Origin of the sequence: Bradyrhizobium jicamae (assembly GCF_018130215.1) — a bacterium.
GTDB lineage: Bacteria > Pseudomonadota > Alphaproteobacteria > Rhizobiales > Xanthobacteraceae > Bradyrhizobium > Bradyrhizobium jicamae_A.
Window position 1 is genome coordinate 18,382 of the sequence record NZ_JAFCKQ010000008.1, and the last position, 16,589, is coordinate 34,970.

General features: G+C 59.7%; 13 protein-coding genes. 5 read left to right on the forward strand and 8 right to left on the reverse strand.

Translation table 11 applies throughout. The features are described 5' to 3' along the window. Positions 1–61 precede the first annotated feature (61 nt). Positions 62–1,492, forward strand: coding sequence for a short-chain fatty acyl-CoA regulator family protein (locus JQ586_RS12215; protein WP_212394811.1), 1,431 nt, complete (start codon positions 62–64; stop codon positions 1,490–1,492). 514 nt (positions 1,493–2,006) lie between these two features. On the opposite strand, the gene JQ586_RS12220 is transcribed toward JQ586_RS12215, so the two are convergent. The 7 genes from JQ586_RS12220 to JQ586_RS12250 all read right to left on the reverse strand — a co-directional run bounded on the left by JQ586_RS12220 (position 2,007) and on the right by JQ586_RS12250 (position 10,543). Beyond that, complete coding sequence (locus JQ586_RS12220) at positions 2,007–2,306, reverse strand: putative quinol monooxygenase (RefSeq protein WP_212394812.1); 300 nt, start codon at positions 2,304–2,306, stop codon at positions 2,007–2,009. A gap of 215 nt (positions 2,307–2,521) precedes the next feature. Then, positions 2,522–3,913: an amidase family protein gene (locus tag JQ586_RS12225; RefSeq protein WP_212394976.1), complete on the reverse strand. Its 1,392-nt coding sequence runs from the start codon at positions 3,911–3,913 to the stop codon at positions 2,522–2,524. A gap of 724 nt (positions 3,914–4,637) precedes the next feature. Beyond that, on the reverse strand, positions 4,638–5,837 hold the full coding sequence (locus JQ586_RS12230) for a sugar ABC transporter permease (RefSeq protein ID WP_212394813.1): 1,200 nt from the start codon (positions 5,835–5,837) through the stop codon (positions 4,638–4,640). Between the two features lie 19 nt (positions 5,838–5,856). Continuing rightward, positions 5,857–7,416 (reverse strand): sugar ABC transporter ATP-binding protein, encoded by a 1,560-nt coding sequence (locus JQ586_RS12235; protein ID WP_212394814.1) that lies wholly within the window; start codon positions 7,414–7,416, stop codon positions 5,857–5,859. Positions 7,417–7,434: 18 nt separating this feature from the next. Continuing rightward, positions 7,435–8,511 carry a substrate-binding domain-containing protein gene (locus JQ586_RS12240; RefSeq protein ID WP_212394815.1) on the reverse strand — a complete coding sequence of 359 codons (1,077 nt, stop codon included), beginning with the start codon at positions 8,509–8,511 and terminating at the stop codon, positions 7,435–7,437. Positions 8,512–8,632: 121 nt separating this feature from the next. After that, complete coding sequence (locus tag JQ586_RS12245; RefSeq protein ID WP_212394816.1) at positions 8,633–9,835, reverse strand: hypothetical protein; 1,203 nt, start codon at positions 9,833–9,835, stop codon at positions 8,633–8,635. Positions 9,836–9,895: 60 nt separating this feature from the next. Continuing rightward, entirely contained in the window at positions 9,896–10,543 is a 648-nt protein-coding gene (locus JQ586_RS12250) for a TetR family transcriptional regulator (RefSeq protein ID WP_212394817.1), read from the reverse strand. 201 nt (positions 10,544–10,744) lie between these two features. Between JQ586_RS12250 and JQ586_RS12255 the strand changes: the two genes are divergently transcribed. The 4 genes from JQ586_RS12255 (at position 10,745) to JQ586_RS12270 (ending at position 15,145) form a co-directional block, all read left to right on the forward strand. Beyond that, the gene (locus JQ586_RS12255; RefSeq protein ID WP_212394818.1) at positions 10,745–11,959 is read left to right on the forward strand and encodes an acyl-CoA dehydrogenase family protein; all 1,215 of its coding nucleotides are present in this window, start codon (positions 10,745–10,747) and stop codon (positions 11,957–11,959) included. Positions 11,960–12,022: 63 nt separating this feature from the next. Continuing rightward, entirely contained in the window at positions 12,023–12,562 is a 540-nt protein-coding gene (locus JQ586_RS12260) for a flavin reductase family protein (RefSeq protein WP_212394819.1), read from the forward strand. Between the two features lie 576 nt (positions 12,563–13,138). After that, entirely contained in the window at positions 13,139–14,323 is a 1,185-nt protein-coding gene (locus JQ586_RS12265) for a Xaa-Pro peptidase family protein (RefSeq protein WP_312016958.1), read from the forward strand. A gap of 183 nt (positions 14,324–14,506) precedes the next feature. After that, entirely contained in the window at positions 14,507–15,145 is a 639-nt protein-coding gene (locus JQ586_RS12270) for an RraA family protein (protein WP_212394821.1), read from the forward strand. A gap of 282 nt (positions 15,146–15,427) precedes the next feature. Here JQ586_RS12270 and JQ586_RS12275 read toward each other — a convergent pair whose 3' ends face one another. Next, on the reverse strand, positions 15,428–16,552 hold the full coding sequence (locus JQ586_RS12275; protein WP_212394822.1) for a mandelate racemase/muconate lactonizing enzyme family protein: 1,125 nt from the start codon (positions 16,550–16,552) through the stop codon (positions 15,428–15,430). Positions 16,553–16,589: the final 37 nt, after the last annotated feature.

Here is a 16,589-nt window from a genome sequence, read left to right on the forward strand (position 1 = left end):
GATCCCCTGATATGCGCATAAATGACGAGTTCATTTCGCCGTTCTGTAAAGGTTGTAAATCATGAAACCGCGCAAGATACTGGCCGGGGACCGGCTTCGCCGACTTCGCATGGAGCGCGACATGACGCAGGCGGGGGCTGCCGATGCGCTCGGGATCTCGCCTGGGTATCTCAGCCAGATCGAAGCTGACCAAAGGCCGATCACGCGCAAACTGCTTCAGCGATTAACACGTCTGTTCTCGCTACCCGCTGGATATTTCTCCGATGATGAGGACCTGCGGCTCGCGAGCGAGCTGCGCGAGAGCGCGAGCGATCCGCTGTTCGGCGCAGCCGCGTCTCCCGACGAAGCGAGTTCGGTCGTTCGCGTAGCTCCCAACCTTGCCCAGCGCTTTCTTCATCTGTACCGATCCTACCTCGCACTCGAGGAGGAGCATCGTTCGTTGCAAACGAGCATCGCGCAGGAAGGAGGCGGGGCTGCGAGCCGCTTTCCCTACGACGAAGTTCGCGATTGGGTTCAATCGAGGCGCAATCATTTCGACGTGCTCGACTTGGCCGCTGAGAGACTGGCCACAGTGAACCATTTCCGTTCCGAGAACAGGGGTGAGGATCTCGCAAAATACATGCTGGACGCTCATCGCATCAGGATCGAGCACGCACCTGACGCTCTCGATAGAGGAATGATCTGGCGCCTCGACCGCAAGGCTCAGACGCTCTTCCTACCGGTGGACGCGCCATCGGAGAGCCGCGCCTTCTGGATCGCTCACGTTATCGGACTGCTTGACCAACGCGGCGCGATCGAGCGCCAGATCCGACAGGCACGCCTCAGTAACGACGAGGCGGCCTCGCTCGCCCGCGTTGCTCTCGCCAACTACTTCGCCGGAGCCTTGGTGATGCCTTATGAGACTTTCCTCGGATCCGCGCGCGAAATGCGGTATGACGTCGAGCGTCTGCAACGACGATTTGGCACGAGCTTCGAGCAAGTTTGTCATCGGCTCAGCACGCTGCAGCGGCGAACCTCGCCGGGCATCCCGTTCTACTTCCTGAAGATCGACATCGCAGGAAACGTCTTGAAACGGAGTAGCGCGACGCGATTCCAGTTCGCTCGTTTCGGAGGCCCCTGCCCTCTATGGAACGTGCATCAGGCGTTCTCGCAACCCAACCGCATCCTGGTCCAGCTCGCAGCCACGCCCGAAGGCACGAAATACCTCAGCATCGCGCGGACGGTGAGCCCATCCGCAGGCTCGTATCTCAGCCGGCCGCGTGCGGTCGCTGTCGGCTTGGGATGCGAGGTCGCCTATGCGAGTCAGACCGTATACGCGAAAGGCGTCGACCTGGACGACGCCGAGGCCGCCGATCCGATCGGCCCCGGGTGTCGCGCTTGCGAGCGAACCGATTGCAGGCACCGCGCGCTCCCGCCGATTGGCCGAAGGCTGGACGTCGGAACGGCCGAGCGCGGTCTCGTGCCTTATCGAATCGATACCGGGCCCGGCTGAGGGCTATGCTCGTTTAAAACTTTGCCAGACGGCAACTGATAAGCTTTGTGCAATTTCCTTATCAGTCGACTGACTCTGTTTATGAACGTTATCAGTTAGACCGCTTCAATCGCCATCAAGCACGTCTTCCCTCCACTCTGAAAGAAGACCGCGACGCGAGACGCTGCAAAGAGACTTAGTGGCGCGTCCGGAGCGCACGGCCTACGACTTGTTATCACGATCGAAAACTATAAGCCCGGCCGGATCCAAGCTAGAAAACCGCTGTGCCAGTCTGATTAACTCTGCTCGTGTCTTCTGATCCTTTATGGAAACGAAAGCTGCCAAAAGACGCAAGCATTCGTCCACGCTGGAGTTTCTCTCCTCTACCATTGTAGAACGCTCCCTGGTTGCACTCGACCTGTGAGCACACCGGACACGTCCGGTCAATGTGGCTGTCACAATCGCGATCTCGTGGATCGCTCATTTTGGCCGAACGACACGGATCGTGGATCCAGAATGAGCAATGCAGTTCGGTTCACGCTGCGCCGCCGTCGACCTTGCGCAACGGAATCACCTCTGCGCTTTCGACGAGGTCAGGTATCTCGGCAAGTATCGCCGTGATATGCGGGGCGGCGATATGCTTGTCTAGAAGATCGCGGCTTTCCCATTCTTCGGTCCAGACAAACCGGCGTGGCTGGTCGAGAGCGCGGTTGAGCTGATAGCTGATGCAGCCTTCTTCCTTGAGGGTGGTCGCGATCACACTGCGGAACAGGGTTTCGAGTTTTTCTTCCGCGCCGGGCTTGGCGAGAAAGATCGCGACGAGGGGAATCGTCATAAGCAGCTCCATAAACGTTGCTGACGGGGAAAGCCGAGGACGGCGAAACGGCTCGACGCGTGATGTGCAGCTCCTGCACCTTGTATGCAAAACTCGCAGGCACTTACGGTCTCAATCATTAACGAGCATCTGTGCCTCGTACCCCTGCCCCGGCATGTTTGCGCCAATCGACGATTGAGGGCGTGAAATCTCAAGCGCTCGATGCGGTCCTACTACTAATTTGCAGGATCAATCGCGGCAGACGGCGTGCCGCCAGCCTCGATCGCTTCGCCCGCAGCTAGGCACAGATCTTCTCGGTAGCGGCCGGCCACCAGTTGCACACCGACCGGGATCCGTCCAACCAGTCCAGTCGAAACCGTTAGCGCTGGAAGGCCCATGCAGGGAATCGCAATCTGTGGGAGCTGGGCATGCCACACTCGCGCAAATGACGCAGCATCCCTGAGGTCGAGATGATCGGGGAACGGCAGTTCGCCTGATACTGGCATCAGCAGCACCGGATATCTGGCAAGGAAGGCAAACCACTCGCGCGTCAGTTTGTCGCGACGGGTCAACGCCTTCGAAAGATCGAACGGGTGCACTTTATCGCGGATGCCGCGCAAGCAGGCCAATGCGCCTGGATCGCCCTCACGCTCGGCAATTTCGAGCTGCGCCTCATAGCCGTCGCCGAGCCAGAGCTTAGTCTGGATATCGGCCGGCTCGCGCAAAGATGGTACATCTTCGATCTCCTCGACGATCCAGCCCGCGCGTTGTAGCCGTTTACCAGCGTCGGTCACAGCAGCAACTACCTCAGGCACGGGGTTGAGGCCATCGGGGTTTAGGCACATCGCTACTCGTTTCGGCCTCGGCGGCCCTTCAAGCGCCACTGGAGCGTACCAAGGGTCGCGAGCATCGGGCGCCGACATCGCCGCCAGCGAAATGCGCAAATCTCCGATTGTGCGCGCCAGTGGACCGGACACCGCGCCTATCTGCGGACCGATCGGACGCCCTTCTGAGCTCGGATTGAAGGCCGGTATTCGGCCCAAGCTGGGCCGCAAACCATGCACACCACATGCATAGGCGGGATAGCGGATCGAGCCCGCTATATCGCTGCCGTGGGCAATGTGCCCAATGCCAGCTGCGACCGCTGCACCCGCCCCGCCAGACGAACCGCCCGGCGTGATACCTGGATCGCGCGGGTTCTTAGTATCACCATGTATGAGGTTGGTGGTGAACCAGCGATAAGATACGGTTGGGCAGTTGGTGCGGCCGAGCAGGATGGCGCCGGCCTTGCGTAGATTGGCAACCACCGGGTTGTCGGCCCTGGCGATATTGTCACGTTGCAGCTTCATTCCATCGGTGGTGGCAAACCCTTGCTGGTCGACACCGATCTTGATTGTAACGGGTACGCCGACCAGCGGCCCCAGATCCTCGCCGCGCGCAATTGCCACGTCGATCGACGTGGCCTGGGCCACCACGTCGTCGCGCCGATGATCGACTACTGCATTGATTTTCGGGTTGACCGCATCAAGACGAGCAAGCGCCGCCTCCGCCGCTTCTCTCGCCGAAACCTTCTTCGATTTGATGAGCCCGACGAGTTGGGTGGCCGACAGACGCCAAAGATCTTGCAAGATATACTCCGCTTCTCTCATTCCAAAACGGACTCGATGCGTCTCTAGGAACGCTACGATCAGCGTCCGACAATAGATCGATCACTCGCATCATGTTGCCAGCCGTCCACGTGGTTCACTAATGCGCACCGCGTTGGCTCAACGCTCGCTGTGATCTCGTTGTGGTCCTAAAAGCTCTCGAAGTCGCGGGCAACATTCGAATTATGTGGCGGAAGAACCGATCGCAGCGCGACGCTAGTCGGTTGTTGCACAGGCCAAACGATCGAACCTGGGTCTCCGGTGAGACGCAGCGAATGAAGTACACGTTGGGCCTCTTTCGTCCCGGCTGACGTCACCCCATTGGCGACATGCAGGTCCGCGATCAATGGTGCTTCCGAAGACCCCAACCGGCGGCTCCACCAACGCGTCGCGCCGTCCACCGTTGGACGAGCCTGGCCACCCTGATACATTCTGAGTTCGATAGCCGATGCATACCAAACAGCATCACCATCGACCCTCTGTCTTGGAGGCCGGTTGTGGAGGATGAGCATGCCGTCAGGCCCTTGTTCGATTTCTCCCCACGTCGGAGGCGTACGAACTTCCATCGGCCCGTAGCAGACGGTTCGCCAATCCCGTCGGAGCGTGCGTCGTACTGCACGCGAACAATTGCGGAAGCTACTCACCGCATACCCGAAGGCAAAGGCTCCGGCGGCAGCAGGCAGCAACAGAATTGTTACGATCCTTTTCAAGGGCGCGAAAATAGCTTCCCCCCACGCTTGGACAGTACGTCGATGTAGACGGCGAGCATAAGAACAATCCCGCTTGTGATGTTCTGGTAGGCCGTTGGCACATTCAGCAACGAAAGACCGTTTGCGAGGCTTTGCATTAGCAAAGCGCCCAATAAGACGCCGGAGACCGTGCCCGTGCCGCCATAGAGGCTTGCTCCGCCGATGACAACGGCCGCGATTGCGTTCAGTTCAAGAAACAGCCCCGATTCCGGCGGTGCGGAGCCGAGCCGTCCAACCAAGATCAGTGTCGCGATAGCAGTCAACACTCCGATGAGCACGAATGAAATCATCAGATGCATGGTGATGGGTATGCCCGCCGACCTAGCAGCATCGCGATTGCCGCCAACCGCATATACATGGCGCCCCCACACGGTGTTGGTCAGCATCCACGAGACCAGCGCCGCCGCTGCCAATGTGATGGCCACCGGCACTGGTAACCCGCGATAAGACAGCGTTGCCCAGCCAAGCAGGACGACGCTGGCGAAACCCAGGCCAGATCGAACCAATACACGCCGACGCTGGTTGTCCTCTCCGAGGTTGCGAAGCGGCCAGAGTGATATGATGGCCGCCACTGCAATGAACACCCAAAGCGCAGACCCCGTAACAAAGCCTTCGCCGAAGAACCGGATTTGGTCGGAGACGCCGGTGATCGTGCGCCCGCCTGACAGCGCAAGCGCCAAGCCGCGAAACAGCATCAAGCCACCGAGTGTTGCCACGAACGACGGAAGACCAAAGCGGGCAACCCAGACGCCGTTCCACAGGCCGACGAGGATCCCCATACCGAGAGCCACCGCAATCGATCCCCACACGCCCACGGCGCCACTCACCTCGATCATGGCGACCACGGTAACGCAAAGGCTCAAGAACGATCCTACGGAGAGGTCGATCTCGCCCTGGACGACGACCACGAGCATTCCGATAGCGACCAAGGCAGTCATGGCGGTCTGCCGCATAAGATTGGTCAAATTTCGGTCGCTGACAAATACACCGTCTGTCAGGATTGAGAAGGCGATCCAGACGATCGCGATCGCCAAGAGCAGTCCTGCGGCCGAGCGCAAGAGGGAAATGATCGAGTTTGCCCGTGTCGGCGACGTGGGCCTGGCTTCTGCAGAGGTCACCGCAATCGCGTCGCTCTTCGATTCAGCTATCGTTGTCATCGCAGTCCCGTCGTTGATTTCATTGTAATCCCCCGGCCAATGCGAGCAGTTCGTGAGCGTTCGTGTCTTTCGACTTGATCAGCGCGACTTGCCTTCCATCGCGTAGCACCAAAACCCGATCGGAAAGTTGAAGCGCCTCGGACTCTTCCATGGTCGCGTACAGCACGGCAGTTCCGATGGATGCGAGCTTTCGCACCAGCCGATACACGTCTTGCTTTGCACCCAGGTCGATTCCGCGCGTAGGCTCATCGAGCAAGACCAGACGCGGCTCGTTGATGAGGGCTCGTGCCAACAGAACCTTTTGCTGATTACCACCACTGAGGGCTGCTATCGGCTGATCCGGTCCCTGCGTGCGAATGGCCAAGTCGCGGATCATCGATCTGCAGAGATCTGCGCATCTTGCTGGATCAACAATGGGTCCCTTCCGACGTGGAGGCCCGCGATGCCAGCCTAACATCATGTTTTCAAGCACGGAAAGTTGTGGGACGACTCCATCGCGCTGGCGTTCAGCTGAAACATAGGCGACACCCGCCAGGATCGATTCGCGTGGACTTCGCGGCTGGAACTGGGTGCCAGCCAATTCGATCCCGCCGCTCGTCAATTCCGGCATGAATCCGTAGAGCGATTGCAAGAGCTCCGACTTTCCCGCCCCTAAGGGCCCGTAGACGGCGACGATCTCGTTCGCCGCGACCTCGAGGTCGATCGGTCCAACGTCGCGCGGAGATTCTAGCGAGCGCGAGAGGCTCCATCGGTTGAGCCTTACCGTCGTTTCGCGCTGCGCTGAATGCGTGCTTTGACCGGTCGACACGACGTTGTCCCGGGCGCTGCCGAGCATGGCTCGTACGATCGTTCCATGATTGAGCCCCGACTTTGGCGCATCCAACGCGACACGACCATCACGAAGCACCACAACACGGTCACAGACCCGCAAGATTTCATCGGTGCGATGAGAAATAAAGATAATGCCGGCGCCCTGAGCTGCGAGCTCGCGCATACGCTGAAGCAACACCGTGATCTCACCAGCTCCGAGCGCCGAGGTCGATTCATCGAAAACGAACACCCGACTGCCACTCGCGATCGCGCGAGCGATCTCGACCTGCTCCATCAGAGCGACTCCGCCCTGCCCGGCGAGCGGCGTCCGCGTATCAATAGCCAACCCGAGCCTGCTCAATGCGGCGCCCGCTCGAGCGTGCAAGCCCTTCCAATCGATTATTCCGAAACGAGAGGGCTCGATCGCGAGCATTACGTTTTCACCGATGGTCAGCTGAGAAACAACGGAACCTTCCTGGTGAACGAGAGCAACGCCGGCACGATGGGCATCTCTGGAGTCGGTGAACGCCGCCAACTTGCCGCTGCAGGTCACGCTCCCGCAGTAAGCCCCATACGGGATCTCACCGACGATAACTTTTGCAAGCGTACTTTTCCCGGCACCGTTTGCGCCCATCAAGCCGACAACCTCTCCGGCCGAGACGTCGAAGCTTACCTTGTCAAGGGCACGATTTGCGCCGAACTCGACGGTAATACCGTCGAGTTGCAGCAATTCGCCGGCATCGTTCCCGCTCAAGGTGGCAGATGCCACGGACGCTTCCATTTGCATCTACCCTGCTTTGAGGCCGATATCAGCTGGTTTCAACCAATCGGTCAGTTTGAGGAAGTCAGGCAAGGTTTCTTTGTTCACGACTCGTGACTGAATCCGCATTCCGGGTATTTTCTTGCCGCCCACATCAAGAGCCTCGTTGGTTTTCGGCACCTCACCTCGAGTGAGAGCCAACGCTGCCTCCGCGGTTACGCGTCCCATTTGGATGAGATCAGTCCAGGCGCTCATCGCCATGTCACCCCTAACGATCGCACGAGCGCCTTCGGGCCACACGTCCTCTCCGCAAAGCCAGACTTTGCCGTTCAGTCCCTGCTCGGTCAGCGCCTGAAGCGCGCCCAGCGCCAAACCTTCCTCGTTGGAGACTACGGCCTGGATATCATTGTTGTTTTTAGTCAGCGCATCCTCGATTTGCTTGAGAGCCGACTCTTGGCGCCAATTGTCGTGCCATTGGTGCGAGACGATTTTGATCTCTCCGGAATCTATATGCGGCTTGAGAACCCTGAGCGCCCCCTCAGTCTTCTGACGCGCCACGTCTATCCCTTCAGGGCCGCTGACGAGGGCCCAGTTGCCCTTTTTTGCTTCCTTGAGGGCCTGCTTGGCTTGAAGTTCGCCAACGAGATAATTGTCGCGCGCCGCCCAATAGTCGATAGCCGGAGAAGGAATGACATAGTTGTACGAAATGATGGGAATGTTCGCCTCGCGCTTGACGCGCTCGACAATCTTCTTCGCTGCCTCGACGTTCACGGGAATGATCACGAGCACTTTGATGCCTTGAGACAGCATGGCATCGATCTGAGTGTCCTGGGTCGCCACGTCTTCATTCGCGCCTTGAATTATGTATCGAAGTCCCAGCTCGTCGGCGCGGGTCTGGAAATAGTGACGATCATGAGGCCAGCGGAAGGCGTCGAAGCTGGGAAAGCTAAACCCAACCAACGGACCGGTCGCGGCGCGCGCCGAAAGGCCGCCGGCGCCCAAGGTTGCAGTGGCGGCGCCATAGACCGCCGCGGACTTCATGAGCTCGCGTCGCGTGATGCGGCCCTCAACAAGCTGTTTAGTCAGACTGAGCAAGTCGCGCATAAAACCTCCCCTGAGCAGGTGGCCACATCGTTGGCGCCGCCACCAAAGCAATATTATTTATATAGAACATACCATCTAAAAAAAATTGTCAAGCTTCCTCGAAGGAAAATTGTTTTTGCGGCTACAGCGACGGGTTTGTGAGCGGCAGTCTCAGCCGGGCGCGCCCGTGTTCGGTCGCATTGATCTCCCAATTCATCGCAGCGTGGCGCGACGCGACGGCGATGTCGCGGTAAAGTCGGGCGATCAGGTTGGTCGCGTAGGCTCCCCGCGCTCCGATGAGATCCCATAGCGTTTCCGCCGCGCGCCGCGCGAGCTGTCCGGCATACGCCGAATTGCAGCGATAGTTCGATCGCTCAACTGGCGTCGGCGCATAGTCGGCGGAGGCAAACTCCATGATCTCTCGGCAATCGGCCCGAATGAGCATCTCGGCGGCCTGCAGCGAAGACGACACCTCCGCCACCCGTACCTGATGGGTAGCGAAGCTCGCCGTCTCCTCGCTACTCATCAGCGCCCTGCGGTGGCGCGACTGCAGAAGGAAGTTCTCGAACATCGCTTGTGTCATACCGATCAGCGCTGCGGCGAGCAAAATGCCGCTGACCATGTAGATAGGCGGGCGGTAGACCGCGCTGCGATTGATCGCCTTCCCGGGAAAGTCGCCACCCTTCAGGTACTTGATCGACAAGCTGAGATGCTCGGGGACAAAAAGATTGTCGACCCGCACGTCCTGGCTTCCCGAGCCGTGCAGACCGATGGGGTACCACGTATCGAGTATGGTGACCGAGCGACTTGGAACGAGGAAATAACGCTCCTCGTCAGGAGCCGCATCCTGCTCCACCATTCCGGATAGCAGGCACCAGTCGGACGGCTGTACGCCGCTGACGAAGGGCCATTCGCCGGTCAGTTCATAGCCCCCCGCGACCTGCCGGGCCTTGCCGAGCCGCGGGACGAGAATGCCGCTCACGAGGTTATTTGGATCGCTCCAGACTTCCTCCTGTGCCTGCAGAGGCCACCGGGCGATCATATAGTTGTGGAAGATGTATTGGGCCAGACACCAGGCGGTTGAGGGGCAGCCGCTGGCGATCGGGATCATGACATCCACAAAGTGCTCAAGCGATCCCTCCGCACCGCCGAAATGCTCCGGCTGAATCAGCCGCGACAACCCCAAACGGCGCAGGTCCAGACAGGTCTCATCGGGCAGGCAGCGAATTCGCTCGGCTTCGTCTGACCGCTCCTTCAGCGCCACGATGAGGTTTTGTGCGCTGCTGATCAGCTCTTGGCTCTGCACGCGCTTGCCCTTGAAGCCTTGAGGGTGGATGACGGTCAACGCTCGCGCTCCGTTTTGATTTGTGGGCCCCCTGCCTTGACGAACACATCAAGGCCAAGACTAGGCTAGCTTTGAGGCCAGCTGAGCCCGTGCTGCCGGCATCTCCTCGAGGGTCACGCCGAGATCCTGGCCCAGCAGGTCGAGCAGCAGCCGACGACACCGCTCGGGTGGCATATCCTGCGGATCGGCAACCATAAGCGCGGACATCCCGACAGCGGCGCTGACGAATTTCACCGCAATGTCCCCAGGTGTGCGATCGGGTTGGAACTCGCGCTCTTCGATGCCGGCTTCGATCAGCCGCGCTACGATCTCCGCATAAAGCCGGTGAACCTTCTGCACCTCGGCCTGCAGTACCCGATCGAACGGCATCCGGCCCAGCAAGCCGAGCCAAAACCGACAATCCGGGACTTCGGGGGGCGCGGGCTGGCTGACGAAGTCGATGAGGGCTATCAGCCGGCCCACGACAGCGCCTCGTCGGTGCTCGATCTTTCCGAGGGCTTTGACGTACTGGAGAATAGCGTCGTTGATAGCATCCAGCGTCAAGGCGCGCTTGTTGCTAAAATAGTGAGTGACGACGCCCGACGAAATGCCTGCGACGTCGCTCACCTCTCTGATGGTGAGGTCACGCCAGCCCTGGGTCGACAGGATGTGGATGACCGCATCCATCACTTGCCGCCGGCGGATCGCTTCCATTCCGAGCTTCGGCATCTCTTCCCTCAGTTCAAACGTCTAATCTATATCAATCCCCTTCATTTCCAACGTTTATTTTAGAAAACGCATCGAAAAGATCGCGTTTTCGAGGCGCCACCCCAAACCAGCGCGGTGAACGGAGGGCTTGCAAATTAGTTTTATGTAACGTATGTTTTATATAACACACGTTCCAGAAAAGCCCCAACCGGAGAAGCGCCCTTGAAAACCCAAGCCGCCGTCAGAGACGAAGTTTTGCCCGCCATTGAACCCGTGGGAACGCCAGAAGAACTCGTGAAGCGAGCTCGCGAGCTTGCGCCTATCTTGCGTGAGCGTGCGGCAGAAACCGAGACGCTGCGCCAACCGCCGGAAGCGACCCGGCAGGACATCCAGCGAACTGGAGTCCATCGGCTCTTCCAACCCGCCCGATTTGGCGGGGCCGACGCGCCGTTTCGCACGGCAGTTGACGTTATGATCGCTCTGGGGAAGGCCTGCGGATCGACCGCCTGGGCGGTGGTGCAGAACATTTCTCACAATTCCATGATGTGCCGGTGGCCATTGGAGGCGCAGGAAGACGTCTGGCGGAACAACCCGGCGGCGTTGCTATCGGGCATCCTCATTCCCAACATCGGACGAGCCCGCCGGGTCGACGGTGGTTATGTGCTGTCGGGCCGCTGGCCCTTCGTCAGCGGCGTAAGTCTTGCCGACTGGTCGCTGTTCACCGCTTTCACGCCGGGGCCGGACGGCAAAGAAGAGGACCGGCACTTCCTCGTTCCGCGGAGCGACTATCAGATTCTCGACACTTGGTACGCCATGGGCCTGAAGGGCTCAGCCAGCCACGACGTGGTGTTGAATGAGGTTTTTGTGCCGGAGCACCGCACAACAACCATCGAATCCATGCGAGCCCGCGGGGCGCATTACGCGGGTGAGCCAATAAATCTGCGCGCTCCTCTCTATTGTATGTTTGGCGTTTTTATCGGGAGCTCCTCCCTCGGCATTGCCGAGGGCGCGGTGGAGACTTTTCTCGACCAGACACGGGGTCGGATCTCGCGCGCCTCATCGCGACCGGTCTCCGATTTTAGTACGCAACACGTGAAGGTGGCGGAGGCGCTCGCCTGCATAAGGGCGGCCCGTCTTCTCATTTACGGCGCGTGCGACCAGATGACGGAGATCCTCGAGTCCGGCAATTTACCCACTGACGAGGAGCGGGCGCGTTGCAGGGCGGAAGCGACCTTTGCCGGACAGCTCGCGACGCGCGCGGTTAACATCGTTTGGGATGCTGCGGGCGGAGGAGCGATCTATGACCGCAATCCCCTCTCCCGCTATTACTGCGACATGAGCGCTGCGAACCGGCATATCACCCAAAATTGGGATGTAAGCGCAACAACGCATGGCCGTGTTGTGCTCGGCCTGCCGATCGACAACCCGACTCTTTAGTGACCCAACCGAAGGTGCCGCGCTGACGGTACCACTACAATCTTTCCGAAGGTCGCTTCCGTCATGACAACACTTGCATTACCGCCCGCCCCTAGCCGCTCCGACTTCCTGCGCGAACAATTCGTGTCGGCAATGAGCCGTGTGCCGCTAAGCGTAGCTGTGGTCGTGGCGGGAGCCCCCGCCGACCGACTGGCGCTTACGGTCGGCACGTTCATCTCGGTCTCGGCGGATCCCCCGATAGTGCTGGTTTCTATCAAGGGGACTAGTCCCCTTTGCAAGGCGATGCACACGCATCGCCGCTTTACGATCAACGTGCTCTCGGCCGAACAGGTGGAGCATTCCGAGCGCTTTTCGGGGCGACCACGGACAGGGCGCCCCTACGATCTCGCTGCGGCCCGCTGGACGGGCGCACCTGGTGATCCGCCACGTTATCTGGAAGGCGTGGTGGCAGCGTTCGACTGCGAGCTCATGGATGCGCAGCCGATCGCCTCGCACGTGCTCCTAATCGGACGCGTGGATGAGATCGTGTCGGGCGTCGAGCGACCCCTCGTTTATTGGTCGCGCTCCTACGGGATGCCGTCGCCGCTCGGCAGCGCCGTGTGAGAACGTTCGATCCGCTGACCATCGCCCTCGACGAGCGAAGCGCTCCGCGAGGAGAGCAACATGCCAAATTACTCCGAAAACCCGAGATCTTGTAGAGCCGCGCGATGCGCCGTTTGTGATGGCAAGTTTGGCCTTGCTCGGCACTACTCGTGGCGAACCCCGCTTTGTTCCAAGAAGTGCGTCGATCGTTTCAGGTCGCGCAGGAACCGCAATTGGGTGGACTGGCTCCAGTTCGCCTTCGGCCAGTTACCAGAGGGCGACGAGAGACCTTTAAGACGGTGGAGGTCACACAACGAGGCAACGCAGATTTGCAGACAGCAGCACGGAATGGCACCGTCGGCGGCTGTGTGCGTCGAGCCGGCGGAGGGCGGCATGAAAGCCGCCGAGATCATGACTAGCTTCTCGCTAAGCGGGTGGTCGCATGCGCTTTGGCATTCGTGGGCCTGCCGAATAGCAACGATACAACTTCGGGAGACCGAAGCGACGCGGCTTATTAGAACTTGCGGCGGCCGCAAGGCGGTCGCGGCAGCCTTCGCCAACGTGTCTCAACCCAAGCCATAACAAGGGAATTTGTCAGTGAGCGCCACGCAAACATTCACCCGCCGACTTTTGCCGTTTGATGAGGCGCGCCTGGACAGGCTTCTGGATGAGGCCGGAATCGATATCTTGATGGTGACATCCAAGCACAATGTGCAATACCTGCTTGGTGGGTATCGCTTCTTTTTCTTTGATTACATGGATGCGGTCGCTGAGAGCCGCTACTTACCGGTGTTCATCTATCAAAAGGGTCGGCCCGAGAACTCGGCGTACTTCGCCGCGGCTCTTGAGACTTTTGAGAAGGACCTTGGAAAATTCTGGCCGCCGACGGTGCACACTACAACATGGAGCAGCACAGACGCGGTCCGACTCGCAGTTGAGCACATCAAGAAGATCGGTGAATCGTCTTCAACCGTCGGAGTCGAAAAGTCCTTCTTGCCCATGGATGGTGGACAAGTGTTGCAGGACAGCCTCGCGGGTTGTCGCCTAGCGGAAGCGACTTTTGTGCTCGAGCGACTACGCCTCATCAAGAGCCCCTCAGAGCTCAACCTTCTACGAGAGGCCTCTGAGCGGGTCGTGCAGTCGATGGCAGCCGTTTTTGAACATTCTGCTCCGGGAATGACCAAGAACGACTTGGTCGAAGCGCTTCGGCGCGAGGAGGTCAATCGTGGCCTGAAGTTCGAATATTGTCTCATCACGGCGGGGCGTGACCTCAACCGAGCGCCATCAGATCAAAAGCTGCAAGCTGGTGACATTCTGTCGCTGGATTCAGCCGGCAATTATCACGGCTATATCGGTGACCTCTGTCGAATGGGACTCCTCGGCGAGCCTGACACCGAATTGGTCGATCTACTTGGTTTGATCGATCACATTCAATCCGAGGCGCGCAAGCCGATCAGACCAGGCGCGCGTGGTGGCGACATATTCGCTGTCGCAAATGAGATGGTCCATAATTCACCGCATAAGCTTCACCTGGAGTTTCTGGCTCACGGGATGGGACTCGTCAGCCATGAAGGTCCGCGCCTGACCAGTACGGGTCCTGTACCTTATCACGGATATGATGAGGATCGGCCGCTAGAGTCTGGAATGGTGATTTCAATCGAAACGGCATTAAAGCATCCCACCAGAGGGTACATCAAACTCGAGGATACAGTAGCGGTAACGGCATCTGGCTGCGAGGGGTTTGGAGATCAATTCCGCGGGTGGAATCGCCCTCGTACGTAGGCGAGACATTAAGTCTGCAGAAGGTCCGTGGAGAGTGGCAAGTCACACAGCACGATCGTGCGCACTTTTTATCGTGCTTGCCGGGTTGTAATGCACGCTCTTGCGAAGAAGCGAATGCCCATTGGTCACGCTGCGCCATGACGTGCACGGAACGCCTGGGCAAACATCGAAGGATCGGATCATATGACCGTCACCATCGCTACAACGCTCGTGCCGAAGCCTCCGGCAAGTTTGATCGAAGGCTTTCGAAGCACGCCGACATCCGTAATCTCTGACAACCTCGGCCGGCTGCCGGAATCGGTCGGGTTGCGTCCGTTTCATCGCGGCGGCAAGCTGGTTGGCACTGCCTTCACCGTACGCACACGACCGGGCGACAATCTCGCAGTCCACCGGGCGCTTGAGCTGGTCGGGCCTGGTGATGTCATCGTGGTTGACGGCGGCGGCGACGAGACCCGCGCACTGGTCGGCGAGATCATGAAGAACATCGCACAATGGCGTAAGGCGGAAGGCTATGTTATCGATGGCGCGATCCGCGATGTCGCGGCTTTTGCAACGTCGGACTTTCCCTGCTTCGCGCGCGCGGTGATCCACCGCGGGCCGTACAAAAATGGCCCCGGTGAAATCAACGTGCCGGTTTCGGTCGGAGGCTGCGTGATTTCACCCGGCGACATCGTCGTCGGCGATGAGGACGGCGTGGTGTCGTTTCCAGCGGCGACTGCCACAAGCCTGCTCGAAGCGGTGCAAGCCCAGGTCTTACGCGAAGAAGAGACGCTGAAGGCGTTCCGTGAAGGCCGCTATCAAGGATCTTACGGCAACTCCTGAAATGGAGATCGTAGTTGGATCGATGGCGAGATTGCCTTCTGCCTAAAGGCGGTCGGGTCCTGTTGGGGCTAGGTGGACGCTCTGCGGACCGCCCTCCAGCCATCGCCGGAGATTGGCGCCCGATCGAGCGATTTCTAACCAATTTGGAACACTAGAACTCTCGCTCTGATCCAACGAAAGTCGACCTAGCTAGTCGGAGCAATCGATAAGAAGCGAGGCTCATTTTCATTCGCCACAGCGTGAGAGTGGAGCCATCTGACGACTCCGCCCCGCGCCCCGCACTTATACGCTGCGGTGACTAGTGATAGCTGAGAGATCAGGCACTATTCCGAGCCCGGGCTCTTCGCTCAGCAAGACAGCGCCTTCTTGTACCTTCTCGACCGAACCGCAGAACAGATCGCGCAACGGATTCTCGTTAGCGTCAACCTCGAGCCAGCCGTCACCGCCCACGCCCGCGAGCAGATGCGCCGAGGCGAGCAGCCCGATACCGCCGCCGAGATAATGCGGACAGAACGTCTTGCCCGATTTCAGAATGTCGCGCGCTAGGGCGGTGCAAGCGCTGAACCCACCCCATTTGGCGATGTCGGGCTGGACGACGCCGAGCACGTCTTCGGCCAACACTTCCTTGAAGTCCTCGACGCTGGAGATGTTCTCGCCAGCGGCAATCGGCATCTTCGCGTCCGCGCGCAACCTGCACCATTCCTCGCGCGGCCGGTCGGCTCGGATCGGCTCTTCCAGCCAGCGTAGATCGAATGCGGCGAGGCGTGGCAGCATCTCTAGTGCCTGATCGACGGACCAACCCTGGTTAGCATCGGTGGCGAGCATGCCCGCACCGACGATGGCGCGCAGCGCGGAGAGATTGGCGAGATCGGTCTCTGCACCGAACCCGACCTTCAGTTTCAGCGCGCGATGACCACGCTTGAGCGCGGCTTCGGCCGTTTGGGCGGCGCCACCGGGATTGATGCCACTGGCATAGACCTTGATCCGGCTCGACTGGCCGCCGACCAGCCGCCACAGCGGCAATTGCTGCCGCCGCGCAAAGAGGTCCCACAGCGCGAGATCGATGCCTGCGATTGCCTGCGCGAACGGACCGGGCTCGCCGCATTGAAGTGCGAGCACTTCGGTGCCCTTGGTCAGGGTCTCGAAGGCCGTAGTGGGACTGTCGAATTTGCGACCGACGAGACCCGGCGCGAGCACTTCGTTAACCAGCCGGGCGCGATGCTCCGCGCCCGGTGCCGGGAAGTTGGACCAGGCCTCCCCCCATCCCTCGACGTCGTCTTCGTCGATCACGCGGACGAACACAGCGGGACGGTTGAGCATCTTGCCGAACGACGTCACCACCGGCGTCGCCAGCGGATAGCGATAGCAGAACGCCTCGATCGAACGGATGGTGAAGCTGTCAGTCATACGGCAGATCCTGCGAGATGACGAGGAGCCGCTACCA

Coding starts and splice junctions, on each gene's coding strand:
- JQ586_RS12215 (WP_212394811.1), top strand. CDS start 62: ATGAAACCGCGCAAGATACTGGCCGGGGACCGGCTTCGCCGACTTCGC.
- JQ586_RS12220 (WP_212394812.1), bottom strand. CDS start 2,306: ATGACGATTCCCCTCGTCGCGATCTTTCTCGCCAAGCCCGGCGCGGAA.
- JQ586_RS12230 (WP_212394813.1), bottom strand. CDS start 5,837: ATGACAACGATAGCTGAATCGAAGAGCGACGCGATTGCGGTGACCTCT.
- JQ586_RS12240 (WP_212394815.1), bottom strand. CDS start 8,511: ATGCGCGACTTGCTCAGTCTGACTAAACAGCTTGTTGAGGGCCGCATC.
- JQ586_RS12250 (WP_212394817.1), bottom strand. CDS start 10,543: ATGCCGAAGCTCGGAATGGAAGCGATCCGCCGGCGGCAAGTGATGGAT.
- JQ586_RS12260 (WP_212394819.1), top strand. CDS start 12,023: ATGACAACACTTGCATTACCGCCCGCCCCTAGCCGCTCCGACTTCCTG.
- JQ586_RS12270 (WP_212394821.1), top strand. CDS start 14,507: ATGACCGTCACCATCGCTACAACGCTCGTGCCGAAGCCTCCGGCAAGT.
- JQ586_RS12275 (WP_212394822.1), bottom strand. CDS start 16,552: ATGACTGACAGCTTCACCATCCGTTCGATCGAGGCGTTCTGCTATCGC.